Consider the following 25,258-nt stretch of genomic DNA (forward strand, 5'->3'; position numbering starts at 1 on the left):
GCCGAACACGAGGTCGATCACCGGTTCGCCGCCGATCGACACGATCAGCAGGACCACCACGGCGATCGCGCCGGAAATCAGCGCGCTGCGCACGGCCAGCTGCCACGGGTGGCGGCTACTGGGGTCAAGCCGCATGATCTCGGGATAGAAGCTGCGCGAGAGGAGTTCGGCGGGCTTGCTGGCGGAATCGAAGAACGTCGCGGCGATCTTGAACAGGCCTGCGGCGGCGGGGGTGAGCAGGGCGCCGACGACGAGATTGCTGACCGGCCCCCATGCCGCCCAGATCGAGTGCGCGACATTGGTGGTCCACACGAAGCCCCAGGCGCCGGACAGGCGCCGTGCCGGGCCGAACAGGCCGGGCCGCAGTGCGTCGGTCATCCGGCGACGGCGCAGTTCGCGGATGGAAAGCGCCCACAGGCACAAGTCGCCGGACAAGTCGGCGATGTACCAGGTCAGCACGAAACCGGTGAAGCCGAAGCCGCACAGGTAGGACAAAGCGGCACCGAACGCGCGCACAAGCGGGGTCACCAGCTGTTGCAGCGCGATCTGGTCGAACCTGTCGAACACCCTGAGGATGCCGGTGGGGGTCGCCGCCGTCATCGTCGGGATCAGCGTGCAGTAGAGCATCGCCATGTTCAGGTTCTCGGCGCCGATGCCGAACCATCCGGCGGCATGGGGCAGCAGCAACAGGCCCCCCGCAAGGCCGATCAGCCCGCTGGCGAGATCGAGGCCGACCGCAAATCCGGTGACGTCGCGCAAGGTTGCGGTATCGCCGCGCTCGAGCGCGGGCGCACCATAGCGCACGATGAACTGCCACGTCTGGAACTTGACCACGGCGCCTACGCCATTGGCGTAGGAGTGGATGAGCACGAGCGTTCCGAACAGCGCGGGCGTCATGCCGCGCCCTGCGCAGGCGAGCGCGATCAGGCCGAGCAGCGCGCCGCCGATCTTGCCCGAAGCGAGGTAGGATGCATTGCGGACGATGGTGCGGAACACCCCATCCGAGAACCAGCGTTTCATGGGTAGGCTTGCCATTGTTCTATGCTGCGGCTCCGGCGAAAGGGAGGCCGCCTTCGTGTGCGATCAGCAGCGCGTTCACCGCCACCTTGGCGCGGGAGATCACCTGTTCCAGCGGCGCTTCGGCGTCCAGTTCGACGACCGGCGCGGTGCCGAAGCGCAGGCGCGGCACGTCGGCGATCTTGCGCGCCAGCGAGGTGAAGCGGTGGTCCGGCTTGCGCGCGGCGGCGACGTCGAGCGAGACGTTGAGCCGCAGCACGAGGTCGGGCGACTGCTGCGTCATCGTCTCGAACATGCGCCGCTCCGATGCCGCCAGCATGCCGACGAGGCCGCCGGGGCGCGCTGCGGCAAGGCCGGGGCCGTCCATTGGGCCGGGGATCTCCAGCTGCGGAAAGCGGTCGGCGATGATCGTGCGGCCTTCGCCGCGCAGCCGCATCATCCGGTGGAAGCGGAGCAGGCGGCGCAGCGAGAAGGCGTAGATCACCAGCGCCGCGCCAAGGCCCGGGCCTTTCTCGCCCTGCGCCTTGCGCGCCTTCGCGTGGATCGACTTGTCGAGCCGTCCGCCCAGCAGCGGTAGCCGCGCGATCACGCGGCCGATGTTGCCGGACTGCTTGCCGAGGTGGCAAGTCACGGTGGGTTGTCGCTGCCCCAGCCATGCCTGCAGTTCCTGCGTCAGCGTGGACTTGCCCGAGCCGTCGCAGCCGATCACGGCGATCAGCGGAGGAACCCGGGTCATGCCGCCGGTGCCTCGACCTGGATCAGCGCGAGCACGGTGGCGAGCACTTCGGGATAAGGCCGCGTCGCGTCCACGTCGACGATATGCGCGCCGCCGAACTTGAGCGTCGGCATCACCGCCAGTTTTCGTTCTAGCGGCGCGCGGGTGTGGTCCGACTTGCGGCCCAGCGCCGTCTCGACATCGATGTTGAGGCGGATCACCAGCGTCGGGCGATAGGCCGCCATTTCCTCGTAGAGCTGCCGTTCGCGCGCGGCGAGGCGCTCGACCAAAGCCGATCCCCGGCGCGTCCACGCCAGGCCCGGACCGTCGAACCCGCCCGCCAGTTCGGCCTGCGGATAGCGGTCGGTCACCACCCGGATGCCGCGCCGCCGGAAGGCGAGCACTCTTTCGAACCGCCGCCTGCGCGCCAGCGAGAAACCGAACATCGCCAGCGCCGTCGCCAGTCCCGGCAGGCGCTTGTCCGGCGCGGCGTGGGCCTTGTCGGCCTTGCCGGTCAGGAACTTCTCGGCCAGTGCGCCGACGAGCGGGATGCGCCCGATCCGGCGGCCGAGGTCGCCGGTGCCGAGCCCGAGGTACATCGAGCGCGTCGGCCCTTCGCGGCCGAGCAGCGCGGTCAGGTCGCGGGCGAGGGTGGACTTGCCCGACCCGTCGCATCCGATCAGCGCCACGCACGGCGCCAGCGCGCCCCGTCGCTGCGCCGCGCCCCGCCCGAGCGTCGCATCGAAAGGAGAGAAAATGGTAATTCGGTCAGGTGAGGTATGGATCGTCATAGTTCTGTAGCCATGTTGCGCTAAGTCTGGGGCACCCTCGTGGTCCGGTGCCTGCAACGCGGCCCGGGATCGGGCCTCTAGTCTCCCAACCTGATGCGAAGCTGATGCGCGCGACGCGTTGTAATTCGGCTTGCGTGCGATTTGACGAGCCCCGATTCCCGGCGTAGTCCGGAACCGAATTCGGGCGGTTTCTACGCCTTTCCCTCCTCCCTGCCGGAGCTTTCGCGTTGCCCCGCCTGCTGCTTGCGGAAGATGATGCCGACCTTGGCCCGGCAATCCGGCGGGCGCTGGAGCTGGAAGGCTACGTGGTCGATCTCTTCACGCGCGGGGATGATGTGTTCGCTGCCGCGCGCAGCAACGATTACGACGTGATCCTGCTCGACATCGGCCTGCCGCACGGCTCGGGGCTGGAGGTGCTGCGCGATCTGCGCGACGCGCACGACGCGACGCCGGTGATCATCGTCACCGCGTTCGACCGCACCCAGCAGCGCGTCGCCGGGCTGGACGCGGGCGCGGATGACTACGTGGTCAAGCCGGTGGACCTTGAGGAACTGGCCGCGCGGATCCGCTCGCAGCTGCGCCGCCGCGACGGGCGGCAGAACGACAGCATCGAGGTCGGCCGTGTCACGCTGGACTTCACTGGCCATGTCGCCGCGCTGGACGGACAGGACGTGCCGCTGACCGCCAAGGAGTTCCGCGTGCTCGCGCTGCTGATGCGCCGCAGCCGCCGCTTCGTGTCGAAGGCCGATCTCGAGGCCGAGTTGTACGATCAGGACAACTGGGCCGAATCGAACACCGTCGAAGTCGCGGTTTCCGCCCTGCGCCGCAAGTTCGGGAAGGACTTCATCCGCACCGCGCGCGGCCTCGGCTACATGGTGGGCGGGCAGGACGCATGAAGAGGCGGCGCTCCTCGCTCTCGATGAAGCTGTACCGGCGGGTGCTGCTGCTGCTGGCGCTGACCGGGCTGGCGATCGGCGGGGTGCTCTACTCGGTCGCCCTGCGCGAAGTGGAGCGGGCTTCGGACGCCCAGCTGGTGAACGCCTCGCGCCTGCTCTACATGATGATGCAGGACGATCTGGCGGCGGGCGTGCTAGTCCGGCACGACCGGCTGGTCGGCGTCGACGGCGATCCGCTGCTCTCCATGCAGGAGACGCAGGCGTTCCAGGCATCCTACGATTCGTGCATGTTCACCGTCTTCTGGGAAGGCCGGCCGGTCGCGCAGTCGGGGTGGGGAGCGCCGGTCTCGGCGGTGCCGCGTCGGCCCGGCCTGCACGATTTCCAGGCGCTGGGCGGTGCCTGGCGCAGCTACGGCATGCGCGGCCGCGATCCGCGCCTGCTGATCGTCGTGGCCGGGCGCGGGGCGATGCGCGAATTCTCGATCGCGCGGCTGAGCGGCGAACTGGCGCTGCCGATGCTGGGGCTGCTGCTGGCGGCGATGCTGGTGCTGTGGTGGACGCTGCGCAAGAGTCTGTCGCAGGTCGAGCGGCTGGCCTCGACGCTGGGCGCACGCTCGCTGTCGGACCTGCAGCCGCTGGAGCCCGAGGAATGGCCGCGCGATGTGGAGCCGCTGATCGAGGCGCTCAACAAGCTGTTCGCCCGGCTGGAGAACGCCTATGAACTGGAGCAGGCCTTCACCGACGACGTGGCGCACGAACTGCGCACGCCGCTGGCCGCGATCCGTGCACAAGCGCAAGTCCTGCGCCGCCTTGCGCCCGCCGCGCTGGGCGAGGACGTGGTGCGCCTGCTGGCGATGGTCGATCGCACCAATCACCTGGTCGACGGGATGCTGACGCTGGCGCGGCTCAATGCCACCTCGGTGGCGGCGCGATCGGTGGACGTTCATGCGCTGGTGGCCGAAGTCGTCGCCGATGCGCTGATCGAACTGCCTGCCGACGCGATCGAGGCGAGCGTGATCCCCGACCATATCGTGCGCTGGCGCTGCGATGCTTCGCTGCTGCAGATCGCGTTGTCGGCGGTGATCGGCAATGCGCTGCGGCACGCGCGCGGCGGGGGCCATCTCGACATCGCCATCGTGCGCGGCGGAGACCGGCTCATCGTCACCATTGGGGATCGCGGTCCGGGCGTGCCCGCCGCCGAGCGTGAGCGGCTGTTGCTGCGTTTCGAGCACGGCGGTTCGGCAAGTTCGGGCAGCGGCCTCGGCCTTTCGATCGCGAGCAAGGCGATGACGCTGCTCGGCGGCACGATCCGGCTGGAGGACCGCCCGGACGGGCCGGGCCTGCTGGTGGTGCTGACCCTGCCATCCACCCAAGGCTGACTTTTCCTCACGCTCACCGGAGCCTCATTGACGATGACCACAAGGCATGTGCTGGCGGCGCTCTGCCTCATTCTCTTCAGCGGTTGCGGCACGGCGCCGCCGCTGCGCCACATGACAGCCGCGCAGGCCCCCGCCCCGCGCGTGGAGCTGGCGCCCGACGGGGTGACCCGTACCACCACGCTCTCGGTCCTGACCTACAATGTCGAGGGGCTGGGCTGGCCCGCGCGTTCGGGGCGTGGGGGCGACCTGCGGCGCATTGGCGAGCACCTTGCCGCCTTGCGCGCGGCGGGGAAGGCGCCGGACGTGGTGATGTTCCAGGAGGTGTTCAGCGGCGCCGCCAAGAAGGCGATCCTCGCGACCGGCTATCCCGCCATCGTCCACGGACCCACGCGCCTCGCCCCGCATGCCACGATGTTCCGCGACAAGCTGCCGGGCCGCGCGGACTGGCGGCGCGGGGAGATCGGCATGCGGATGACGGGGAGCGGACTGGTGGTGGCATCGTCCTATCCGGTGCTGCTCACGCGGCACCAGGCCTATGGGCGGCGGTCCTGCGCAGGGATCGACTGTCTTGCCAACAAGGGCGTGATGCAGGCGCGCATCGCGGTGCCCGGTGTGCCGGTGCCGGTGGACCTGTTCGATACCCACATGAATTCGCGCGGAGCCTCGCGCGCGCCGCTGTTCCGCAATCTGGAGGCGCACGCCCGGCAGGCGAACGAGGCGTCGCACTTCATCGAGCAGAACCACGACGATCGCTTCCCGATCGTCTTCGGCGGCGATTTCAACATGCGCCATTCGCAGGGGCGGTGGGAGAACTTCACCCGCTACCAGCCGATGGAGCTGGTGCACCGGGCCTGCATGGAGCCGAACTCGGGCTGCGACGTGCGCATGTCGTGGGACGGTGACGAGCCGTGGGTGGACACGCAGGACCTGCAGTTCTTCGAGAGCGGGCAGGGCGTGGGCATCACCCCGATCCGGGTCGAGGCCCTGTTCGACGGCGGCCCCAACGGCCCGGTGTTGTCGGACCACGACGGTTTTCTGGTGACCTATCGCCTGAGTTGGCGCGATCCTTCGTGAGGATCTGCGCAGCCGCGTCGGGACGCAGCGTCACGCTGTAACTACGGGGAGCCCCGCGATCATGCCGTCATGGATCGGTTCGGGCAGTAGCGGCTGCTATCCAGCATAGTAGCGTCAGTTCACTCTGAGTGACATAGGAACTGCCAGCCGGCATGATGTCGAAGCCGGCACGTGCCGCGATCTGACGAAGTCGACGGAAGTGTATGCCAAGGTCTCGGGTCAGACGCGTGTGAGCATGGCCGCGCAGATAGGTGAGCACAGTACGTTCGGCTCGGGTTCTGCGCCGGACGGGCAGGGACGAAACAATCATGGCCTGGCTCCCGTCACTTGATGAAGAACTCGACAGGGACGACCAGTTCGATGCTTTCGCCTTTCACCTCCGCAGGCGGCTTGGGCAGTGGCTGTGCCCGCCCGGGCAGCGAGACGGCCTCGTCATCAAGCGGACGGAAGCCCGACGAGCGCTCTATCCGGGAGGACAGCACCTTGCCCTCACGGTCCATGACGAAGCGGATATAGGGTACACCCTGCTGCCGCCGCAGCGAAGCTTCGCGCGGGTAACGCTTTGCCTTGTTGAGCGCGCCGAGGACCAGCCCTTCCCAGGTGGGTTTGGTACTGCTGGGTTGTGAAGCAGGCGGTTCAGGCTTGGTTTCCGGTGCGCTCGTCTCTTTCACGGGTGGGGCAGGATCAATGACAGGCTTCATGAGCAGAACCGGCAGCGGGCTGGAATTGGGAATCTGGATTTGCGGCGGCGGGATGATGGGCCGGTCGGGGACCGGCTCGGCTCGATCCTTTTGTACTTTTTCCGGTTCGGGCGACTTCTCGTTCACAGGTTCGGGCGGTGTTGCGGGCGCTGCCACGTCGAACACGGTAAGATGGGTCGGCTCTTTCGACACATGGAACACCGTCCATGTGAATAGCGCGCCACCTGCGATTGCCATAGCGACCAGAGCCACCCCGCCCACGCCGAAAAGCCTAGTGCCTAGCGACATTGGCTGATCGGAATAGCGCGAACTGGAGGGCACCGTGATCGGAGCCTCACTCCCTACCGGCATCCCGCCTTCCATGGGGCGTTCGCGTGCCATCCAGACGACGCCGGCGGTCCTGCTCATGGCTTGCCGTAGCCGCGCAGGACATCCGCCATCATCGTTTTGAGCGAAGTCGGGCTGGCCGCCATGACATACCAAGCCTGCGGATCGACGAAGACGACATGACCATTTTTCCAGGCCTTTGTCTGCCGCAGCAAGGGATTGTCGACACTGTCGGCATTGATTGCGGAGCGATGTTCCATCACCGCCGTCCTGTCGATGATATAAAGAATATCAGGGTCGGCGGCGCGGATGAACTCGCTCGAAACCGGCTGACCGTGCAGTCCCGCCTCGACCGCCGGGCTCGCGGATTTCACGCCCAGCGCCTGGAATATGAAACCATAGCGGGAATTGACGCCCAGGGATGCGAAGGCGCCCTGATTATGCATCAGGATCAGGGCACGCTCCGGACGCTTTTCCGTGATCGCGCTTAGTTTCGCGGCGGCTGCACCAAGTTCGGCGGACTTCTGCCGGGCGAGATCCTCCTTGCCGAAGATGCGGCCCAGCGTGGCGAGATGATCCTGCACGACACGAATATGGTCGGCCCCGCTATGCTTGAAATCTACATCGAACTGCACAGTCGGCGCGATCTGGGAAAGCTCCGGATAATGGTTGGCTTGCAGCGGGGTGATGAGGATCAGGTCGGGGCGCATGGCATGGACCCGTTCCAGATTGGGCTGCACGATGCTGCCGAGATCTTCGACCTTTGCATCATCGGCATGACCGGCCAGAAAGGGCGGCACGAAATCCTTGGGCATGCCGCTTACCGGGATGCCCAACTGGTCGAGCATGTCGATCTCGTTCATGTCCAGCGCGGCGACCCGAGTCGGACGATGCGGGATAATGGTTGTTCCAAGGCCGTGCTTTACGGAAATCGGACCGGCGTCGGTCGCCGCTGCGGCCTGTCCTTTGCTGGCTGCCGTACCGTTGCAGGACTGGATAAGCAGCGCCATGGCCGCGATCATGGCGTGGCGGTGAATGCGGATCATGCCGTGTCTCCCGAGGGGTTGAAATAGTTGCAGAAAATACCGCGAAGTGTGTGCACGACCTCGAAATCCAAGTCGTAGAGGCTGCGCAGATTGGCAGGCGTCACCATGTCCGCGACGGCGCCGGAGGAATGCAGGTGTCCGTTCCTGATCGCGATCATGTGATCGGCATGGGCGGCGGCGAAGTTGATGTCGTGAATCACCAGCACGATGGTGCGGCCCTGTTCGTCGCAGAGCCGACGCAGGGCGCGCATGATCGCTACGCTATGTTTCATGTCGAGATTGTTGAGAGGTTCGTCGAGCAGCAGGCATTCGGTCTGCTGCGCGATCGTCATCGCCAGAAAGGCCATCTGGCGCTGGCCGCCGCTCAGTTCGTCAACATGGGACGCACGGAGGTGCTCAATCGAAAGGAAAGCCAGGGCGTCGCTTACCGCCGCTTGGTCGGTCGCCGTCATGGCGCCCCGGCTGTGGGGGAAACGTCCAAAACCGACCAGTTCCTCGACCGTCAGGCGCAGATTGAAATCTGGCGACTGGCGTAGTGTAGCAACGCGCCGGGCATAGTCGCGCACGGGAATGCCTGCGATCGGCCGGCCGTCGATCAGGATGCGTCCCTGCGTTGGGTCCAGCAGGCGTGCGATCAGCATCAGCAGGCTGGTCTTGCCCGCGCCATTAGGCCCGATCAGCGCCGTCAGTTTTCCGGTGGGGATCGCAATGTCTATGTCGCGCAGCACTGGCTTGTCGCCATAGTCCTTGCGGACATTCTCGACCCGGATCATGCGAGCCTCCGGCGGTGCGCGACCAGGGCCAGAAAACAGCCACCGCACAGGAGGTTGACGAGAATGCCGACCGTGGTGCGGTAGTTGAACAGATGTTCGACCGCCATCTGGGCCATCAGGAACAGGCTGATGGCGATGGCGCAGCCCAGCGGCAGGGTGACGCGATGCCGCGCGCTTCGGGCGATCGTGTAGCTCATGTTGGCGATGAAGATTCCCGTGAAGGCCGATGGTCCGATCAGGCTGGTGGAGACGGCGACCAGCAGTGCCACCAGTCCCAGGTGCAGCCGCAGATGGCGGCGATAGTCCACGCCGAGCGCGATGGCCTGATCGCGCCCCAACGCGATGACATCGAGAACGGGCGATAGTTTCAGCAGCAACAGGCCGGCCGGGACTACGGCCATGGCGGCCAGCGCGATCCGGTCAGGCCTTGCGCGGTTGAAGCTGGTGTAGCTAAGCCCCTGAAGCATGGAGAACTCGCCGGGGCTGGCGGCATATTGCAGGAACTGGGTGAACGTGCCGATGACGATGCCCAGCACCAGCCCCAGAAGCAGAAGCAAATGCACATCCCCGCGCATCGCGCCCAGCAGGCGGCGATGCAGCATCCAGGAATAGGCGAGCATCAGCAGTATGGAGAGGATGAAATTGCCGGTCGCGCCCAGCACGGCCAAGCCCTGCGTGCCAGCGACCAGCACCAGCAAAGACTGGAACAGCAGGTACACCGCCTCATAGCCCATGACGGCGGGCGTCAGGATACGGTTGCCGACGATGGTCTGGAACAGGATCGCGGAACAGGCGATCGCGCTACCCCCGATCGCGATGGCGGCAAGCCGGGTCAGGCGGCCCGGAATGATATAGTCGAGGTCGAGGCCGGACCGGAACAACAGGAAGAACCCCGCCAGCCCGGCCAGGGCGATCCATGCCAGATGATAGCGCAAAAGGCGGTTCATCGCCGCCACCGCAAGATCAGCAGCAGGAACAGCACGCCGCCCACGGCCCCGGCCGTCAGGCCAATCGGCACTTCATACGGAAACAGGATCAGCCGCCCGACAATGTCGCATGCCAGCAGCATCGACGCGCCTGAAAGGGCTACGATGGGAAGCGTGCGCGCCAGATTTTCGCCATGGCGCAACGCCACCAGATTGGGCACGACCAGCCCGACAAAAGGAATGGCGCCCACGGTAACGATCGTCGCGGAGATCGTCACCGCCACCAGCAGCAGGCCAATCGCCGCCGTGGCGCGATGGTTGAGGCCAAGGCTGGTCGCCATGTGCTCGCCCAGGCCCAGCATCGTGAAACGGTGCGCATAGAAATAGGCGAGCGCGACGATCGGCAGGATCAGATAGACGATCTCGTACCGGCCCTGCACGATGCGGGAGAAATCTCCCAGCAGCCATCCCGCCATGCTTTGCAGCATATTGTGCCGATAGGCGTAGAATTCGGCCGCCGCGCTTAGTACCGCGCCATAGATCAGGCCGATGACCGGCACCAGCACGGCGCCGTGGCGGGGCATGCGTCGCACAATCGCGACGAAGCCCAGATTGGCGACAAGGCTAAAGGCGAAGGCAAAGCCCATCCGGCCCAGCGGGGGTGCCGCCGGCGCCATGGTCAGCGCGATCAGCAGCCCCAGCTTTGCGGCATCCATTCCGCCGGAGGTAGCCGGTTCAACGAAGCGGTTACGCACGATCTGTTGCAGGATCACCCCGCATACCGACAGGCCGATGCCGGTCAGCACCACCGAGATCAGGCGGGGCAAACGGCTGGCGGTGAATGTCAGCCAGTCGGGCGATGTCGTCCCGGTCAGAATCGACGCGCAGCACAGCCCGACGAACAGGGCCATGGCGCTGCCGCGTGTAAGGAGCAGGCGATCAGCCACTGTGCCGGGCATGGAATGTCCACCCCTTTGCGGCTTTTCGCCGGGCGAGGAAATCGGCATAGAGGCCGGGCTCGTTCACCAGTTCGGCATGTGTCCCGTGCTGTGCGATCCGGCCCTCGTCGAGCACGACGATGCGATCGGCCTGCGCGATGGTGGAGAGTTGGTGCGCAATCACGATCAGCGTTCGCCGTCCGCGCAGCCGAGTGAGCGTGGACGCGATGGCGGCCTGATTCTCCGCATCCAGCGCGGCGGTCGCCTCGTCGATCAACAGGATCGGTGCGTCCTTGATAAGGGCGCGGGCGATGGCAATGCGCTGACGCTCCCCGCCGGACAGGCGTACCCCGCCTTCGCCCACCGGCGTATCGAGCCCGTCGGGAAGACGGGCGATCATCTCGGCTATGCCCGCCTTGCCGGCGAAATCCCGCACGGCATCGTCCTGTGCCTTCGGGCAGCCGATGCGGATATTGTCCGCGATGCTGCCGCGAAACAGGTAGCTGTCCTGGAAGATCTGGCTGATCTGCTCCGCCAGCGCCTCGCTGCTCATGTTTCGGACATCGACACCGCCGATCCGCACGGAACCGTGCTCGACATCGAAGAAGCGGGATACCAGCTTCATGATCGTGGTCTTGCCCGAACCGGATGCACCGACCAGCGCCACCATCTGCCCAGGCTCGATCCGCAGGCTGACACCGTCGATCACGGCCGGCTGGTCCGGTGCGTAGCGGAAGGCCACGTCGCACAACTCGACCGAGGCATCGCCAGGCAGTTCAGGGCTGACAGGTTCCGGCAATGGCGTGACCGCAAGGATTGCCTCGACCGCTTCGAGATGGCCGCGCGCGGCACGCAGCGCCTCGCCATAACCGGCGACGTCCAGCAGCGGCTCGATGAAGCGTGCCGCCATCAGCAGTGACAGGATCACCGCTACGGTCGATCGGGCATCAACCCCGGCCATCAGGTCGTCATGCAGCCAGAACGCCGCCGCGACGAGCAAGGCAGCGAAGACCGCCTGCACCATCCAGCTGTTCAGCACGACCGACGCGACGGAGCGCAGGATGAGCCGGTAGGCGCTCCGTGCCTGCCGGTCGATCGCCTGTTCCAGAAAGCGGGTGGCATCGCCGTTGCCGTTGAAGGCGCGCAGAACCGACTGCGCCTGCGCGAACTCGACGGCGCGTTGTCCGGTCTCGGACGCCCGCGCGTGGAACGCCCGATCGGCATCGCGCCCAAGGCACCCGGCAAGCAGAAACATGACGGCCGCCAAAGGGAGCGCGACCAATGCGATCAGTCCCATCCGCCAGTCGAGCGCGGTGAGCGCCCCGACGACCACGACCGGCGTTACCGCTCCGCTGAGCACGGGGGTGAAGACGTGAGCGGGAAGCTGCGCCACCTCCGTCATGCCATGGGTGATGACATGGGACAGCCGTGCGGTGTTCTCGGGCATGAACCAGCCGATCGGCAGGCGGGCGACATGGTCGCCGATCCGTTGCCGCGCCTCGCCCAGCACAGCAAGGCCCACGCCGACGCCCGCCTTGTCCACCGCGCGCCGACAGGCCCAGCAGGCGATGCATCCCGCGATCATCGCGAGCAGCCATAGCGCAGCGCGCTGCATGTCGCCCAGGAACAGCCAGATGAAGATCGGCACCTGCGCGACGATGACGACGCCGCTGAGCAAGCCATATCCCGCGGCCATTGCCGCGTATCGCCAGAAGGCTGTCCGGTCCGGGCCGATCAGGTGGAGAAAGGGTTTCAGCATGTTTTGGTGTCCAGATCGGTAGCGCCTCTGGCGCCATCGCTGCCTGCCATCGCCCATAGCCGAGCATAGAGGCCGTCTTGCCGCAGGAGCGCGGCATGGGTTCCCCGTTCGGCAATGCGCCCACGGTCCAGCACGACGATGGCATCGGCCTCCCGGATCGTGTCGAGCCTGTGCGCGATCACAAGCAGGGTCCGCCCCTCGGCGGCGCGGGCCAGCGCCTCCTGAATGTCCGCTTCGTTGCGGGCGTCGGCGGCGGCCGTGGCTTCGTCGAGGACCAGCACTGGTGGATCGATCAGCATGGCCCGGGCAATGCTGATGCGCTGCTGCTCTCCGCCCGACAGGCGCGCATCCTCTCCGACAACGGATTGGTAGCCACGGGGCAACGCCATTATGCGATCGTGAATATTGGCGATGCGGGCGGCTGCTGCCACCTCTTCGGCGGTGGCTGACGGGCGGCCAAGCGCGATATTGGCCGTGATGCTGGCATGGATCAGCCGAACGTCCTGGAGGACGAAGCCGACATGCCGGTAAAGCGTCTGGCTCTGCACGGCGCGAAGATCGACGCCGCCCAGCGTGATATGGCCCTGTGTCGGATCGAAGAAGCGCAGCAGCAGGCGCGCCAGCGTCGATTTGCCCGACCCCGAAGCGCCAACGATGGCGGTCACCGTGCCGGGGCGCAGCGTCAGGTCGATGCCGGACAGGACCGGTGTCACGCCGTCATAACTGTAGCTGACATCATGCAGCCGGATTTCAATCCCATCGGGGCACGCACTTTCACCCACTGGTTGCGGCAGGACGGGCGTGTCGAGCAGCGCCTGCACGCGCTGCGCCGCGCCGGTGGCATTGGCGACGGCGTGCATGATGAAGCCCAGCAGCATCATCGGCGCGGAGATGCCCGGCGCGACCAGGGCAAAGGGCAGTATGTCGATCGGGCTGATCCAACCCAGCGCGGTGAACGCCGTGCCAAAGCACAGGATCACCCCCAGCACCGCGACCGGCGCGATAAGCGCATTGGCGTTGGCCAGCGGCGCCACCAATGGGCGGGTGAAGTCGAAAAAGACTGACAGAAAGGCGTCGACCGCCGAACGATAGCCCTGATGGGCCTTGCCGGTCGTGCCAAAGGCCTTGATCACCGGAATGCCGTTGACGAATTCCACCACGGCATTTTCGATCCGCGCCTGTCCAGCGACGAAGCGGTTCATATTTTCAGTTCCGATCGCCTTCTTGGCCGCACCGAAGACCATATGAAAGGCGGGAAACGGCAGCAGGGCGATGATCGCCATGCGCCAGTCAGTCGCGAACAGGTATGCCGCCGCCGCGATCATCGCTCCTATGGTCCGACCCGCCGTGGTAAAGAAATGCGCGGTCAGTTCATGCAGCGTGCCGATATCGTCCTGCATCGCCTGCTTCACATCGCCCGATGCCCGCGCGGTGAACCAACCGAGCGGAACCTGCGACAGACGTTGCGCCGCCGCCATTCGCAGCCCGTGTGTCAGACGGTTGTCCGCCAGATGCGCGGCGAATTCCGCCGCCAGCACCAGCATCAGCCCCATGAACGGCGATGCCAGGCTGACGGCGACGATGTGCCACAGACGAGTCTGAGCCGCCGCTGCGGGGCCTTGCTCCCCCAGCACCAGCCTGCCGATCTCGGCGATACCCGCTAATGGCACCAGGACGAGTGCGCCCCCGGCAGCGGCCAATATGGCGGCGAACAGGAGGCGCCAGCGGATCGGGCGCAGTATTCTGGCGACGGCTCTTGTCGAGCCGGGCGCATCTGTCATGTCGATGGTGCTCATGTAGGTTTCGTGAGGCGGGCGCAGGCAGGCAGATGTCGCAGCCCGCCTTCACCGTCGCGTCAGAAGTCGGTCGAGATGGAGAGCAGGAAGGTGCGCGGGGCACCCAGCCCCAAGGTCGAGAGAAGCGGCATGCCCCAATAGGCCTTGTTCGTGACATTGGTGACGGTGCCGCGAACGGTTACCGGCTGGCTTGCAACCTTCGTCGCAAAACGGGCACCGAGGTCGAATATCGTATAGCCGTCGATTTTCAGGCTGTTGGCCGCGTTGATATATTGCTTTGATACGGAATTGGCATTGGCGGTCAGTGTCAACGCCTCCAGTGCGGGCAGGTCCCATTCCACGCCGATCTTGCCGCGCCACGCCGGTACACCTGTCGGCTGTTTGCCCTGGTTGGTCGTGGCCTTTGTCACCTTCGCCTCGACATAGGTGACGCCGCCCATCAGGCGAAGGCTCCGCATGGGCGCGCCAAAGAAGCTCCATTCCACGCCGCGGTTGCGCTGTTCGCCGCCAAAGGAGAACATGTTGGTGACGAGATCAGTATAGCTGTTCGGCCGCTCGATCTCATACAGGCTGAGCGTATTGGCAAAGCCGCCAAGGTCGAGCTTCGCGCCGATCTCCTTCTGTTTCGTCTTGTAGGGCGGGAACAGTTCGCCGGCATTCGCGGCTGTTGTCGGCGCGGTCTGTCCTTTGCTCAGGCCCTGAATGTAGTTGCCGTAAAAGGACAGGTTACCGGTGGCCCTGACCAGCAGCGCTACGGCGGGCGACGTTGCGCCTGCATCATAGCGGGTCGGCAGGCCAGTGGTGAGGCTGAAATTATCGGTGCGCACTTCCTGACGGCGCAGGCCCAGCGTCAGCTGGACCCTATCATCGATCATGCTCAGCGTGTCGGCAACACCAAAGGTCAACAGCCGCGTCTCTGTATGAAGGGTCGCAGGCCAAACCAGTGGAACGGCCGATCCCCAGGCGGGGTTGTAGATATTGGTTGTCCAGTTTCCACCGGGCACCGACCTCCGGCCATGATCCAGCTCTTCATCCGAATAAAGCGTAGCATTTACCACTAGCTTGTGGCCGATGCCGCCGGTTCTGAAGTCGCCCTTTACGCCCGCCTCACCGGATGTTTTCTTGATGTTGAACCGCAGCTGGCCCATGATCGTCTCGAAGTCGCCTGCCGCGTTCAGCACCTGTGCACTCATGGCGCCGCTATACATGTAGTCGGTTTCGCTCTTGCCGAATGCCGCATACGCCGTGACCCGATCGGTGACGTCAACTTCGCCGCGGACGACCGCGCCCTTGTCCTTGTTGTGGACAAAAGACCAGTCGGGGTTCAGCAGCGTCTTGGGACTGGGCGGCGCTGGTACTGCCACGCCGGTCGCAAGGCCGATGCCTCGCGTCACGCCATCCACCCGGTCGTCACTGATGTAAAGGTCTGCCGAAAGACGGACGCGATCGCCGCGATAGTCCAGCGCCAGCGAGGCCAGCTCGCTTCTCTTGTCCTGATTTCTTACGGCACCGTTGCCATTCCGGTACACGCCGTTGAAGCGAATTCCGAATTGCTTGTCCTTGCCAAAGCGGCGCCCAAAATCGACATGCCCGCCGAACTGAGAATCCGACATGTAGGTGGTGGTCAGCCGGTTCAGCGGGTCATCAGTCGCGCGTTTGGGCACCAGATTCACCGTTCCGCCGACGGAGCCGCCCGGCGGCATACCGTTCAACAGCGCCGACGGCCCCTTCAGCACCTCGATCCGCTCGAACATTTCCGGCGTGGTACGGTAATAGGGCGCCATTCCGAACAGACCGCCAAAAGTCATGTCGCCGCTGCTGGTGCTGAAACCGCGAATTGAATAGTTTTCGCTATAGGTTCCCGTGATGCCGTTGCTGAACACGGCTGGATCAGTCGCGGCAATGACTGCGGTGATATCCTGCGCTTGCCGGTCGCTGATATATTTCTCGGTATAAGCCGCGACGCTGAACGGTGTTTCCATGAAATCCCGGTTGCCCAGAAACCCTGCACGCCCACCGGTCGCTACCTGCCCGCCCGCATAGGGCTCGGAAGTGCTGCCTGGGGTCACCGCTCCGCCTGCACCATTACCCTCGACCCTGACCGGGCCGAGCTGGACCGCTCCGTCCGCTGCAACGGGTGCCCCTTCCAGGCGGACTGCGTCGCTGCCTTCGAAGCGGAAGGTCAAGCCAGATCCGGTGAGCAGGCGGCTGAGCGCTTCTGCCGGACTGTAGGAGCCGGACAGTGCAGAACTGTTTCGACCTTCGATCAACGGCCCCTGTCCGGTTACCTGAAGCCCGGATTGCTGACTGAAGATCGCCAGCGCCTCGCCCAGAGGCATTGACGGAACATCGAATGCTCGCTGCGCACTGGATTGTGCCATTGCCGGGGCCGACATCACCATTCCGGCAATCGCCGAGGTGCTCAAGAGCAACGCGCTGAAAAACGCCGGGCGTTGCCCGGTCCAATTTCCGCCGATCATATGAAATCTCCACCTGAGTTGATATGCAATTGCGACGCAATTGCGTGTTCAGAAGGAGGATGACTCAGGAAGGCGATTTTCCTGTGTGCCAAACAAAATAATTCAGAAAATTCCTTATTGTATTGACAAATAATGATTTATTTTCACCATTGTCTGGTCACGATGAGCAGCCAGGGCGTAATTTGCTGCACCGCCCCGCCATAAGGGGAAACCATGAGGCTGAGGCTGCGAGCGGGGCGACGGGCATCGTAGACGCCAGTTACAGTTCGCTGACGCAGATCGCGATCCGCTAAAATGATCCGTCCGTTGAACCAGGGACGCAGTTCATCAATGGCGTCTTCAATCGTACGATTCTGAAGAATGATGGATCGTCGGCTCCAGGAACCCGTCAACTGGGGTATCTGATGCCCATGGGTGATGCCCTCCGTGCCATCGACACTGACCCAATCACCTGCCTGCAATAAGGCATTGCCGGTCTGGCTATCTACGGCCACGCGGCCATGCAGCACGGCCACCGTTGCCCCACGCTTAATTTTGCGCACTTCAAATCCTGTGCCGAGGACGCGGGTTGATACGTCTCCCGCTGCCACGCGAAACACTCTGTGTGGATCGTGACGAACCTCAAACATCGCTCGTCCGGCCAGCAGCCTGACAGTGCGCTGGCCCGCACGATAATCGATGGCAACCGCGCTATCAGGCCCCAGTTCAATGTTAGAGCCGTCAGACAGTTGCACGGATTTCACCTCACCCGAACCGGTGACATGATCGGCTTCCATCCGGGTGACCATGGCGGGGCCGGCAAGGATAAGGCCGGCAACAGAGGCTGCCATGGCCATGGCAGCCTTCCCGTAATGCCTGCCAACGAAGTGTGCCGCCGCCCGCCGTCTGCCGCCTTTGAGCGTAGGAAGGGGCAGGGTGGCTGCATGCTGCGACACCGCGCCAAGCAGTCGGGCTGTTTCGCCCATTTCCTTCCACGCAGCAGCATGTGCCGAACTGGCCATAAGCCAATGCTCGAAACGCCTGGCCAACGACACGTCATCAGGTTCTTCACGCAGCGCGATGAACCAGTCTGCCGCCTGTCGCTCAGGCGTCTTGTCGCTCTCCATCAGGTGCTGGCCGGCCGATGATGGCCCTGAAGCGGTGTCCATGATGAATAGATGATTGTGAGCACGATTTTTCCTGAACTTTATTGAACGCGCTCGATGTTAAAGCCCTAAACGCCTTTGCCGGTCGCAGATTTCCATGCCCTGCGCGATCAGATTTTGGGTATAGGAGAGAGAGAGGCCAAGCTGTGCCGCGACATCCTTGAGCCTGAGGCCTTCAAAATGATAGAGGCGGATCGCTATCTTCTGGCGATCCGGCATGGCCTCGATCGCATCGAGCACAAGCTGCATTGCTTCTCGGCCCATGATCTGGGCTTCGACGGAGGGGCGCTCGTCGACGATATCGGGCATATCTTCAGGAGCTAACGATGTTTCGCGGCGACGCCGGTTCCGTTCGAAAATCAGGTTGCGGATGACGCGCCTGACATATCCCACAGGTTCATGAATAATGGCGTTCTCGGCCTTGCGCTCCATCAGCAGCCAGGCATCGTGAACGATATCCTCCGCGCCTCGAGCTTCGCCCGACACCTGCCGGGCGTACAAGACCAGCTTGCCGAGATGCTCTTCATACAAGGCAAAGGGAGAGTGGGTTGGTTTCAAGGCCGGAAGCTCGGGTCACGCCTTGTTGGCGAGGGCGCGCCATGATTGGAGGGCGTAAATTCTGATCGCGGCCGGGGCTCAGATCTCGACGGCGAGATCATCGAAATCGGCCAGTGTACCGCCTTGCGCGATCAGTCTTTCATAGCTTTCGCGTCGCCGCAGATCGATTTCGCTGTTGCTGACTCCGCGCTTCCAATAGCCAGAGACGGCGACATCCCGCTTTTCCAACCCGGCGGACAGGAAATACTGCCGGATGGCCCGCATCTCACTGCGCTCGCCGGCGCCCCATAGAATGTGCGCAGCGGGGTCGTGAAGCGCTTCGGCCCTCTCAAGCAAGGCTGAGCCAGAGCGTCCGGCGCGGTCGCCAATCCTGTGCAGAACCAGGCCGGGAATGGCCGGCAGTTCGGCGAAAGCCGCTGCATCGTCGGTCAAAATCCATCCTTCGCCCGCCAGACCTTCCGGCCATTGTTGCATCAGCGCAAACAATGCCGGTATTCCCGAAGCATCCAAAAACAGCGCCACGCGTCGCCCATTCGCCTGAGGAATAATCAGATGCTGGCGCGGACCGACGATCGTAAAACTGTCGCCGATTTTCAGGCTCGCTCCCCATTCCATCATGGGGCTGTCATGCGGATGCTGAACGATATCGAAATCGAACAGAGCAGTCTCGGGATCGTATCGGCGGACGGTATATATGCGCGATGCCTGATCAGAACCGAGCAGGATGCGAAACGCGACATTAGGCAGGGACCATTCCGCCGCCAGTTCATCAGTTTCCAACCGGGCTTTGATCCGCAACAGGCTTAGGCTCGGCCGAACCGCCGACACCACGGTTGCCGACACCTGTTGCAAGCCGCGATCATGCTCTGCTTCCCGCAGTTTACGGTCGGCATTCTCCGTCTCTGCTCCAGCTTGAACTCCTGGGCGCATCATGCAAACTCCGGTATCCGAATAATTAGTACCATGGGTATTACCTAATTAAATGCGCCAGATAGTCCAGCAATCTTTTGCGAGTCGGTCGCAATATGTCCGCAATGACGCCTGAACCCTTGCGTCCACGGCGCGGACGCCCGCCGAGCATCACGCGCGAGCGTATCGCGGCCATCGGGATCGAGATGGGACTGTCTGACCTGACATTCGTCGGCGTCGCGTCGCGGCTGGGGGTAAGCCACAAGGCCCTATACAAGCATGTCCCCAGCATCGAGGCGCTCAGGGTGCTGGTGGCCGAGGAGATGTTCGGGAGCTGGTCACTGCCTCCGGCCGACGAGGAAACGCTTGAGGCATATCTGCTGCGATTCAGCCAGTCGCTGCGGGATCTGGTGAGGTCGCATCCCGGTCTTGCCTGGTTTCTGGTCCGGCAAAAGGCAACTACCCCTGCGATGATGGCGAAAATATACGCTCACCACGAAGCAGTTTCCTCGAAATACGAGATTTCTCTCGATAATGCCCGTTGGCTGCTATCTACGATCGCGCTGCATTGTATCGCGCTTGCAGATACCGTTTTTGCCATTTTGCGAGAGGAAGGCGGTGTGCCGGATCAAAGTGAACCCAGCGCGCTGGAAATCGACTTCGAACTGGGGATGCGCGCCCTTATCATCGGGGTCATGGTGATGCTGGAAGGGCGCAGTTAGCGTTTCAGGCACTGCACTTACACTGACCTCCGGATATCCTCGCGCCCGGAGCTTTGGCAACTTGCCCGAATCGCTTACCACGAAGCCGTCATTTCGGAATCGGCCAGTCTAGGGCATTTAGAACGGGAAACCTGCCGGTCTGCACTTGGGAGCGTAAAATTGGCTGCTGAACGATCGGGAAGGGGCGTCTGCCGCTGGACCGCTTTCCGAGTTAAATCTTTGTAAGGCGGTCATTCTGCTTCCGAGCAGCGGCTTGCCGTCGCCAAATGGCTTGGACGAGTGGGGAGCGGACGTTGCGCTGGCCCACCCCGTCCGGCTAGTTCGCTTCGCTCTCAAGCCTCCCGGCCCTCCCGCTTGCGGGAGGGGGCAGGGGTGGGCAAAGCGCTACGTCAGCTTTGGGGCGCTTGCCGAAGGTCCGCTTTCCTACACACCATCCCGTCCGGTACATGGCGGCGATGCTTAGCCCATCGAACCCGGACCCAGCAAGGTGACGCCTTTTCCCTCTGGACCGGGTCACCTGCGTAAACCGTCAGCTTGAGAAGGCGCCGGCTTACTTGGCCTCGGCGATCAGCTTGAGCGCCTCGGGCGAGGTCCAGTCGTTGCCGCCGGTATAGCGCCACACTTCCTTGCCTTGCCTGTCGAACATGATGGTGACCGGCAGGTTGCCCCCGTACTGGAAGCCGAGGTCGCCCTGCTCGTCCACCCAGGGCTGGATCTGCTCCAGTTCGCGGCGACGCAGGATTTCGACGACCTTGTCGGTCTGGCCCATGTCCTGCGAGATCGGCAGGATCGTCACGCCCAGTTCGCCCTCGCGGTCGATCAGCTTGTTGAGCGTGGGCATTTCCGCGATGCACGGTGCGCACCACGTGGCCCACAGGTTGACCAGCAGCGGCTTGCCCTTGAACGAGGAGAGGTCGAGGCTTTCGCCAGTATTGTCGACCAGGCTGACGGTCGGCATCGGCTCGCCCTTGTGCGAGCGATCGACCTTGCCGCCGGCCTCGGCGGGCTTTGCCGCGCCGGCTTGCGATGCTTCTTCGGAAGGCGCCGGTTGCGCGTCCTTGTTCCCTTTACTATCGCAGCCCGCAATCACGAGGGCCGAGGCCCCGGCCAGCGAACACAGGACGAGCGACTTGAGCGAACGGGAAGACAGCAAGGCGACAGGCTCCAATGCAATGTGGGGCGGACGGTTCGCACAAGGACCGTCGGCAATCATGCGCGAGATAAACGCCTCGATTCCCTTCGACAAGGCATTGTGGCGTCAGGACATCGCCGCCAGCAAGGCCCACGTCGCGATGCTGGGCGCCTGCGGCATCGTTTCGGACGCCGACGCGGTGACCATCCGCGACGGCCTCGACGCCGTCGCCGCCGAGTACGAAGCCCATGGCGTGCCCGAGGACTGGGACCTCGAGGACATCCACATGACCACCGAGTCGCGCCTCGCGCAGCTCATCGGTCCGGCGGCCGGGCGCCTCCACACCGCGCGCTCGCGCAACGACCAGGTCGCCACCGACTTCCGCCTCTGGGTGCGCGATGCGATGGACCAGGCCGATGCGGGGCTGCAGGCGCTGCAGGTCGCGCTGGTGACCCGTGCCGGTGAACATGCCGACAGCATCATGCCCGGCTTCACCCACCTGCAGACCGCGCAGCCGGTGACGCTGGGCCACCACCTGATGGCCTATTACGAGATGATCGGCCGTGATCGTTCGCGCTTCGCCGACGCCAGAAAGCGCATGAACCGCAGCCCGCTGGGCGCCGCCGCGCTGGCCGGAACCGGCTTCCCGATCGACCGCACGATGACCGCGCAGGCGCTGGGCTTCGACGCGCCGACCGACAACAGCCTCGATTCCGTGTCCGACCGCGACTTCGCGCTCGATTACCTGATGGCCGCCAGCCAGTGCAGCCTGCACCTCTCGCGTCTGGCCGAGGAGTTCATCATCTGGGCCAGCCAGCCCTTCGGCTTCGTGGCGCTGCCCGATGCGCTATCCACCGGCAGCTCGATCATGCCGCAGAAAAAGAACCCGGACGCGGCCGAACTGGTGCGCGGCCACTCGGGCCGGATCTCCGGCTGCCTGATGTCGCTGATGATGACGATGAAGGGCCTGCCGCTCGCCTATTCGAAGGACATGCAGGACGACAAGCCGCCGGTGTTCGAGGCGGCGGGCCTGCTGGCGCTGTCGATCGCGGCGATGACCGGCATGGTCGCCGACACCCGCTTCAAGACCGACCGCATGCGCGCCGCCGCCGAACTCGGCTTCGCCACCGCCACCGATCTGGCCGACTGGCTGGTGCGCCAGGCCGACATTCCCTTCCGCGAGGCGCACCACATCACCGGCGCCGCGGTCAAGCTGGCCGAGCAGCGCGGCGTGCCGCTCGATCAATTGCCGCTGGAGGACCTCAAGGCCATCGACAGCCGCATCGACGAGCGCGTATTCAACGCGCTCTCGGTCGAGGCCTCGGTCGCCGCGCGCAGTTCGCACGGCGGCACCGCGCCCGAGCAGGTGCGCCTGCGCGTGGCGGATGCCCGCGACGCCCTGGGTTTGGAGTGATACGTCGATGAAGAAGGCCGTTCCCGTCCTGATGCTCCTCAGCCTCGCCGCGTGCGGGCAGCAGTCGGCACTCGGCCTGAAACCGGGGCAGACGATGCCGCCTGCGCCTTATGGCCGGGCGGACAAACCGTCGGCGGCGGAGCTGCTCACGCTGCCGACCATCGCCATTCCCGAGCGCAGCGTCGAACTGCGCACCCGTTCCGAGCAGCGGCAGGACGATCCCTTCGACCTGCCGCCGCCCGAGGCGCCGCAGCCCGACCCGACTACAGCCGCATCCGGCCAGCCCGAGTAAGAAATCTTCCATGGATCATTTTGCAATCACAGACGGCGCGATGAACGCCGAACAGGTGCCGCTGGCCGAAATCGCCCGCGAAGTCGGCACCCCGGTCTACGTCTATTCGCGCGCCACGCTCTCGCGGCACGCCAGGGTTTTCCGCGAAGCGCTCTCCGCGCTGCCCAGCATCCACATCGCCTTCGCGGTGAAGTCCAACCCGAACCTCGCCGTCCTGCGCCTGCTGGCCAAGGAAGGCTACGGCGCGGACGTCGTCTCCGAAGGCGAGATGAACCGCGCGCTGGCGGCGGGCATGAAGGCCGGGGACGTGGTCTTCTCCGGTGTCGGCAAGACGCGCACCGAACTGACCGCCGCCGTGCGCGCCGGGATCGGCCAGTTCAATCTCGAGAGCGAGGAAGAGGGCGTCGAACTTTCCGAGATCGCTGCGGAACTGGGCGCCAGGGCCACCTGCACCCTGCGCGTCAATCCGGACGTTGACGCACGCACGCACGCCAAGATCTCGACCGGCAAGGCCGAGAACAAGTTCGGCGTCGCTTACGACCGCGCGGCAGGGATCTACGAACGTCTCTCGGCGCTGCCGGGGCTGGAGATGCGCGGCCTTGCCGTCCACATCGGCAGCCAGATCAGCGACCTCGAACCCTCGCGTCAGGCGTTCATCAAGATGGGTGCGCTGATGGAGACGCTGCGTTCGCAGGGCCTGACCGTCACCCACATGGATCTCGGCGGCGGTCTCGGCGTGCCTTACAAGGCGACCGACGACCTGCCGACGCCCGCAGACTATGGCCGCATGGTGGCCGAGGTCGCCGGCGACTGGGGCGTCACCCTGATGTTCGAGCCGGGCCGCGTCATCACCGGCAACTCGGGCGTGCTCGTGACCGAAGTGGTGCGCGTCAAGCAGGGCACGACGAATCCGTGGATCGTCGTCGATGCGGCGATGAACGACCTCGCCCGCCCGGCGATGTACGATGCCTGGCACGACTTCGCGGCCGTGCACCCCTCGGGCGAGACGATGACCGCGAACATCGTCGGCCCCATCTGCGAAAGCTCCGACACGTTCGCCATGGCGCGCGAAATCGACGTGGTGAAGGCGGGCGACCTCGGCGTGTTCCGCACTGCCGGTGCCTATGGCGCGACGATGGCGAACACCTACAACAGCCGCGCGCTGGTGCCCGAGGTGATGGTCGACGGCGACAAGTGGGCGCTCGTCGCCAACCGCATCGAACCTGCCACGATCCTCGCCGCCGAGCAGGTTCCGGTCTGGCTGGACTGAAGGACAAAGGCCCACCCCCAACCCCTCCCGCTCATCCTGAGCTTGTCGAAGGGGGGGGAGCGAGACTTGGCGATTTATCGCCTAGTCGCAGCGGGGTGGGCGGGCTACGCCTGACAGCATGATCGAAGCGCTTCCCCTTTTTCACCGCATTGCCGGGCGCCCGGTCGTCGTGCTGGGGCAGGGGGAGGCGGCCACAGCCAAGCGTCGGCTGGTCGAGCGCGCGGGGGGCGTGGTCCACACCGACATTTCCGAAGGCGCGGCGGCCGGCGCAAGGTTGGCTTTCGTCGTCCGCGAGGAGGAGGCGCAGGCCGAGGCGGACGTTGCGGCGGCTCGCCGCGCGGGAATGCTGGTGAACGCCACCGACCGTCCGGCCTTGTGCGATTTCACGGTGCCTTCGATCCTCGACCGTTCGCCGGTGCTGATCGCGGTGGGGACCGGAGGCGCTTCGGCGGGTCTTGCCAAGCAGCTGCGGCTGCGGCTGGAAGCGCTGCTGCCGCAATCGCTGGGGGTGCTGGCGAGCGCCTTGCAGGCCGCGCGTGGCCGCTTACGCGAACGCTTCCCCGAAGCAGGCGACCGCCGCCGTGCACTCGATGCGGCGCTGACGGCGGGCGGAATGCTCGATCCGCTTGTCGCGAGCAGCGCTGAGCGGGTCGACGGCTGGTTGCAGGACGCCATCGCCGATGAGGGCGAGCTTGTGGAAATCACCCTTGGCAGCGATGATCCCGACGACCTGACGCTGCGCCAGGCCCGCCTGCTGGGCGCTGCCGATGTCGTCATCCACGATCCGCGCGTGGCGCCGGCCATCCTCGACCGCGCTCGCGCTGACGCACAGCGGCATGTGCTGCACGAAGCCACGCCGCGTGCGGGACTGACGGTGGTGCTGACGCTGGGTTGAGGTGGCGGGGTTTCGGCAGGGTCAGGCGGAGCGGAAGGTCCGGCTTGGGTGGGGAACTGCCATATCTCCTCCCTGTCGCGCAGCGATGGGGAGGTGGCAGCCCGCAGGGCTGACGGAGGGGTTCCTCCCCCTCCACCACTCGCTACGCGAGCGGTCCCCCTCCCCATTGCTTCGCAACAGGGAGGATACACAAGATGTGCAACGGGGCGCTTACGGCTCGCCCGCTTTCCTACAGACCGCCCGCTCCGATAGATTACTCCCACGTCCCGCCCGAACCTCCACGGCCGCACAAGGTTACACCGC

Annotated in this window: 23 protein-coding genes; 8 read left to right on the plus strand and 15 right to left on the minus strand. The window is 64.9% G+C overall.

The genetic code is table 11. The features are described 5' to 3' along the window. The 3 genes from LH128_RS12335 to LH128_RS12345 all read right to left on the minus strand — a co-directional run. Positions 1 to 1,020, minus strand: a 1,020-nt coding sequence (locus LH128_RS12335; RefSeq protein ID WP_008829968.1) for a lipopolysaccharide biosynthesis protein, incomplete at its 3' end; no start/stop codon positions are given. Between the two features lie 19 nt (positions 1,021 to 1,039). After that, positions 1,040 to 1,753, minus strand: coding sequence for a nucleoside triphosphate hydrolase (locus tag LH128_RS12340; RefSeq protein ID WP_008829969.1), 714 nt, complete (start codon positions 1,751 to 1,753; stop codon positions 1,040 to 1,042). Then, the gene (locus tag LH128_RS12345) at positions 1,750 to 2,421 is read right to left on the minus strand and encodes a nucleoside triphosphate hydrolase (RefSeq protein ID WP_202950104.1); all 672 of its coding nucleotides are present in this window, start codon (positions 2,419 to 2,421) and stop codon (positions 1,750 to 1,752) included. The genes LH128_RS12340 and LH128_RS12345 overlap by 4 nt, the downstream gene beginning before the upstream one ends. A 329-nt stretch (positions 2,422 to 2,750) precedes the next feature. Between LH128_RS12345 and LH128_RS12350 the strand changes: the two genes are divergently transcribed. From LH128_RS12350 to LH128_RS12360, 3 genes are read left to right on the plus strand one after another with little or no spacing between them, the layout of a single operon-like run. Next, on the plus strand, positions 2,751 to 3,419 hold the full coding sequence (locus LH128_RS12350) for a response regulator transcription factor (RefSeq protein WP_008829971.1): 669 nt from the start codon (positions 2,751 to 2,753) through the stop codon (positions 3,417 to 3,419). Beyond that, positions 3,416 to 4,798, plus strand: a complete 1,383-nt coding sequence (locus LH128_RS12355; RefSeq protein ID WP_008829972.1) for a sensor histidine kinase — start codon at positions 3,416 to 3,418, stop codon at positions 4,796 to 4,798. The genes LH128_RS12350 and LH128_RS12355 overlap by 4 nt, the downstream gene beginning before the upstream one ends. 33 nt (positions 4,799 to 4,831) lie before the next feature. Further along, positions 4,832 to 5,872 carry an endonuclease/exonuclease/phosphatase family protein gene (locus LH128_RS12360; protein ID WP_037519223.1) on the plus strand — a complete coding sequence of 347 codons (1,041 nt, stop codon included), beginning with the start codon at positions 4,832 to 4,834 and terminating at the stop codon, positions 5,870 to 5,872. A 323-nt stretch (positions 5,873 to 6,195) separates the two neighbouring features. Here the strand turns inward: LH128_RS12360 and LH128_RS12365 are convergent, their stop codons facing one another. From LH128_RS12365 to LH128_RS12415, 11 genes are all read right to left on the minus strand, one after another. Continuing rightward, positions 6,196 to 6,981 (minus strand): TonB family protein, encoded by a 786-nt coding sequence (locus tag LH128_RS12365; protein WP_008829974.1) that lies wholly within the window; start codon positions 6,979 to 6,981, stop codon positions 6,196 to 6,198. Next, on the minus strand, positions 6,978 to 7,946 hold the full coding sequence (locus LH128_RS12370) for a siderophore ABC transporter substrate-binding protein (protein WP_008829975.1): 969 nt from the start codon (positions 7,944 to 7,946) through the stop codon (positions 6,978 to 6,980). Before LH128_RS12370 ends, LH128_RS12365 begins: the two co-directional genes overlap by 4 nt. Beyond that, on the minus strand, positions 7,943 to 8,719 hold the full coding sequence (locus LH128_RS12375; protein WP_008829976.1) for an iron ABC transporter ATP-binding protein: 777 nt from the start codon (positions 8,717 to 8,719) through the stop codon (positions 7,943 to 7,945). The genes LH128_RS12370 and LH128_RS12375 overlap by 4 nt, the downstream gene beginning before the upstream one ends. Then, entirely contained in the window at positions 8,716 to 9,666 is a 951-nt protein-coding gene (locus LH128_RS12380; RefSeq protein ID WP_037519234.1) for an iron chelate uptake ABC transporter family permease subunit, read from the minus strand. Before LH128_RS12380 ends, LH128_RS12375 begins: the two co-directional genes overlap by 4 nt. Next, the gene (locus LH128_RS12385) at positions 9,663 to 10,604 is read right to left on the minus strand and encodes an ABC transporter permease (protein ID WP_008829978.1); all 942 of its coding nucleotides are present in this window, start codon (positions 10,602 to 10,604) and stop codon (positions 9,663 to 9,665) included. The genes LH128_RS12380 and LH128_RS12385 overlap by 4 nt, the downstream gene beginning before the upstream one ends. Beyond that, complete coding sequence (locus LH128_RS12390; protein ID WP_008829979.1) at positions 10,585 to 12,342, minus strand: ABC transporter ATP-binding protein; 1,758 nt, start codon at positions 12,340 to 12,342, stop codon at positions 10,585 to 10,587. Before LH128_RS12390 ends, LH128_RS12385 begins: the two co-directional genes overlap by 20 nt. Continuing rightward, positions 12,336 to 13,886 carry an ABC transporter ATP-binding protein gene (locus LH128_RS12395; RefSeq protein WP_202950105.1) on the minus strand — a complete coding sequence of 517 codons (1,551 nt, stop codon included), beginning with the start codon at positions 13,884 to 13,886 and terminating at the stop codon, positions 12,336 to 12,338. The genes LH128_RS12390 and LH128_RS12395 overlap by 7 nt, the downstream gene beginning before the upstream one ends. 311 nt (positions 13,887 to 14,197) lie before the next feature. Further along, positions 14,198 to 16,618: a TonB-dependent receptor gene (locus LH128_RS12400; RefSeq protein ID WP_008829981.1), complete on the minus strand. Its 2,421-nt coding sequence runs from the start codon at positions 16,616 to 16,618 to the stop codon at positions 14,198 to 14,200. Positions 16,619 to 16,761: 143 nt separating this feature from the next. Further along, entirely contained in the window at positions 16,762 to 17,766 is a 1,005-nt protein-coding gene (locus tag LH128_RS12405; protein ID WP_008829982.1) for a FecR family protein, read from the minus strand. Between the two features lie 57 nt (positions 17,767 to 17,823). Then, complete coding sequence (locus LH128_RS12410; protein WP_083910198.1) at positions 17,824 to 18,321, minus strand: RNA polymerase sigma factor; 498 nt, start codon at positions 18,319 to 18,321, stop codon at positions 17,824 to 17,826. A 78-nt stretch (positions 18,322 to 18,399) separates the two neighbouring features. Continuing rightward, on the minus strand, positions 18,400 to 19,254 hold the full coding sequence (locus LH128_RS12415) for a siderophore-interacting protein (RefSeq protein ID WP_202950106.1): 855 nt from the start codon (positions 19,252 to 19,254) through the stop codon (positions 18,400 to 18,402). Between the two features lie 101 nt (positions 19,255 to 19,355). On the opposite strand from LH128_RS12415, the gene LH128_RS12420 reads away from it, so the two are divergent. Further along, positions 19,356 to 19,952 (plus strand): TetR/AcrR family transcriptional regulator, encoded by a 597-nt coding sequence (locus LH128_RS12420; protein ID WP_037519226.1) that lies wholly within the window; start codon positions 19,356 to 19,358, stop codon positions 19,950 to 19,952. Between the two features lie 550 nt (positions 19,953 to 20,502). On the opposite strand, the gene LH128_RS12425 is transcribed toward LH128_RS12420, so the two are convergent. After that, entirely contained in the window at positions 20,503 to 21,105 is a 603-nt protein-coding gene (locus LH128_RS12425) for a TlpA family protein disulfide reductase (protein ID WP_036529461.1), read from the minus strand. 19 nt (positions 21,106 to 21,124) lie between these two features. Between LH128_RS12425 and argH the strand changes: the two genes are divergently transcribed. From argH to LH128_RS12445, 4 genes are all read left to right on the plus strand, one after another. After that, positions 21,125 to 22,498 (plus strand): argininosuccinate lyase, encoded by a 1,374-nt coding sequence (gene argH, locus LH128_RS12430; RefSeq protein WP_037519227.1) that lies wholly within the window; start codon positions 21,125 to 21,127, stop codon positions 22,496 to 22,498. 7 nt (positions 22,499 to 22,505) lie between these two features. Then, positions 22,506 to 22,790, plus strand: coding sequence for a hypothetical protein (locus LH128_RS12435; RefSeq protein WP_008829988.1), 285 nt, complete (start codon positions 22,506 to 22,508; stop codon positions 22,788 to 22,790). A gap of 10 nt (positions 22,791 to 22,800) precedes the next feature. Then, positions 22,801 to 24,060, plus strand: coding sequence for a diaminopimelate decarboxylase (lysA, locus tag LH128_RS12440; RefSeq protein ID WP_008829989.1), 1,260 nt, complete (start codon positions 22,801 to 22,803; stop codon positions 24,058 to 24,060). Between the two features lie 118 nt (positions 24,061 to 24,178). Beyond that, positions 24,179 to 24,955 (plus strand): precorrin-2 dehydrogenase/sirohydrochlorin ferrochelatase family protein, encoded by a 777-nt coding sequence (locus LH128_RS12445; protein WP_008829990.1) that lies wholly within the window; start codon positions 24,179 to 24,181, stop codon positions 24,953 to 24,955. Positions 24,956 to 25,258 lie beyond the last annotated feature (303 nt).

The sequence above is a fragment of the Sphingomonas sp. LH128 genome (assembly GCF_000293195.2).
GTDB classification, from domain to species: domain Bacteria; phylum Pseudomonadota; class Alphaproteobacteria; order Sphingomonadales; family Sphingomonadaceae; genus Novosphingobium; species Novosphingobium resinovorum_A.

Coding starts and splice junctions, on each gene's coding strand:
- LH128_RS12340 (WP_008829969.1), bottom strand. CDS start 1,753: ATGACCCGGGTTCCTCCGCTGATCGCCGTGATCGGCTGCGACGGCTCG.
- LH128_RS12355 (WP_008829972.1), top strand. CDS start 3,416: ATGAAGAGGCGGCGCTCCTCGCTCTCGATGAAGCTGTACCGGCGGGTG.
- LH128_RS12360 (WP_037519223.1), top strand. CDS start 4,832: ATGACCACAAGGCATGTGCTGGCGGCGCTCTGCCTCATTCTCTTCAGC.
- LH128_RS12365 (WP_008829974.1), bottom strand. CDS start 6,981: ATGAGCAGGACCGCCGGCGTCGTCTGGATGGCACGCGAACGCCCCATG.
- LH128_RS12370 (WP_008829975.1), bottom strand. CDS start 7,946: ATGATCCGCATTCACCGCCACGCCATGATCGCGGCCATGGCGCTGCTT.
- LH128_RS12375 (WP_008829976.1), bottom strand. CDS start 8,719: ATGATCCGGGTCGAGAATGTCCGCAAGGACTATGGCGACAAGCCAGTG.
- LH128_RS12380 (WP_037519234.1), bottom strand. CDS start 9,666: ATGAACCGCCTTTTGCGCTATCATCTGGCATGGATCGCCCTGGCCGGG.
- LH128_RS12385 (WP_008829978.1), bottom strand. CDS start 10,604: ATGCCCGGCACAGTGGCTGATCGCCTGCTCCTTACACGCGGCAGCGCC.
- LH128_RS12390 (WP_008829979.1), bottom strand. CDS start 12,342: ATGCTGAAACCCTTTCTCCACCTGATCGGCCCGGACCGGACAGCCTTC.
- LH128_RS12395 (WP_202950105.1), bottom strand. CDS start 13,886: ATGCTGGTGCTGGCGGCGGAATTCGCCGCGCATCTGGCGGACAACCGT.
- LH128_RS12400 (WP_008829981.1), bottom strand. CDS start 16,618: ATGATCGGCGGAAATTGGACCGGGCAACGCCCGGCGTTTTTCAGCGCG.
- LH128_RS12405 (WP_008829982.1), bottom strand. CDS start 17,766: ATGGACACCGCTTCAGGGCCATCATCGGCCGGCCAGCACCTGATGGAG.
- LH128_RS12415 (WP_202950106.1), bottom strand. CDS start 19,254: ATGATGCGCCCAGGAGTTCAAGCTGGAGCAGAGACGGAGAATGCCGAC.
- LH128_RS12420 (WP_037519226.1), top strand. CDS start 19,356: ATGACGCCTGAACCCTTGCGTCCACGGCGCGGACGCCCGCCGAGCATC.
- argH (WP_037519227.1), top strand. CDS start 21,125: ATGTGGGGCGGACGGTTCGCACAAGGACCGTCGGCAATCATGCGCGAG.
- LH128_RS12435 (WP_008829988.1), top strand. CDS start 22,506: ATGAAGAAGGCCGTTCCCGTCCTGATGCTCCTCAGCCTCGCCGCGTGC.
- lysA (WP_008829989.1), top strand. CDS start 22,801: ATGGATCATTTTGCAATCACAGACGGCGCGATGAACGCCGAACAGGTG.
- LH128_RS12445 (WP_008829990.1), top strand. CDS start 24,179: ATGATCGAAGCGCTTCCCCTTTTTCACCGCATTGCCGGGCGCCCGGTC.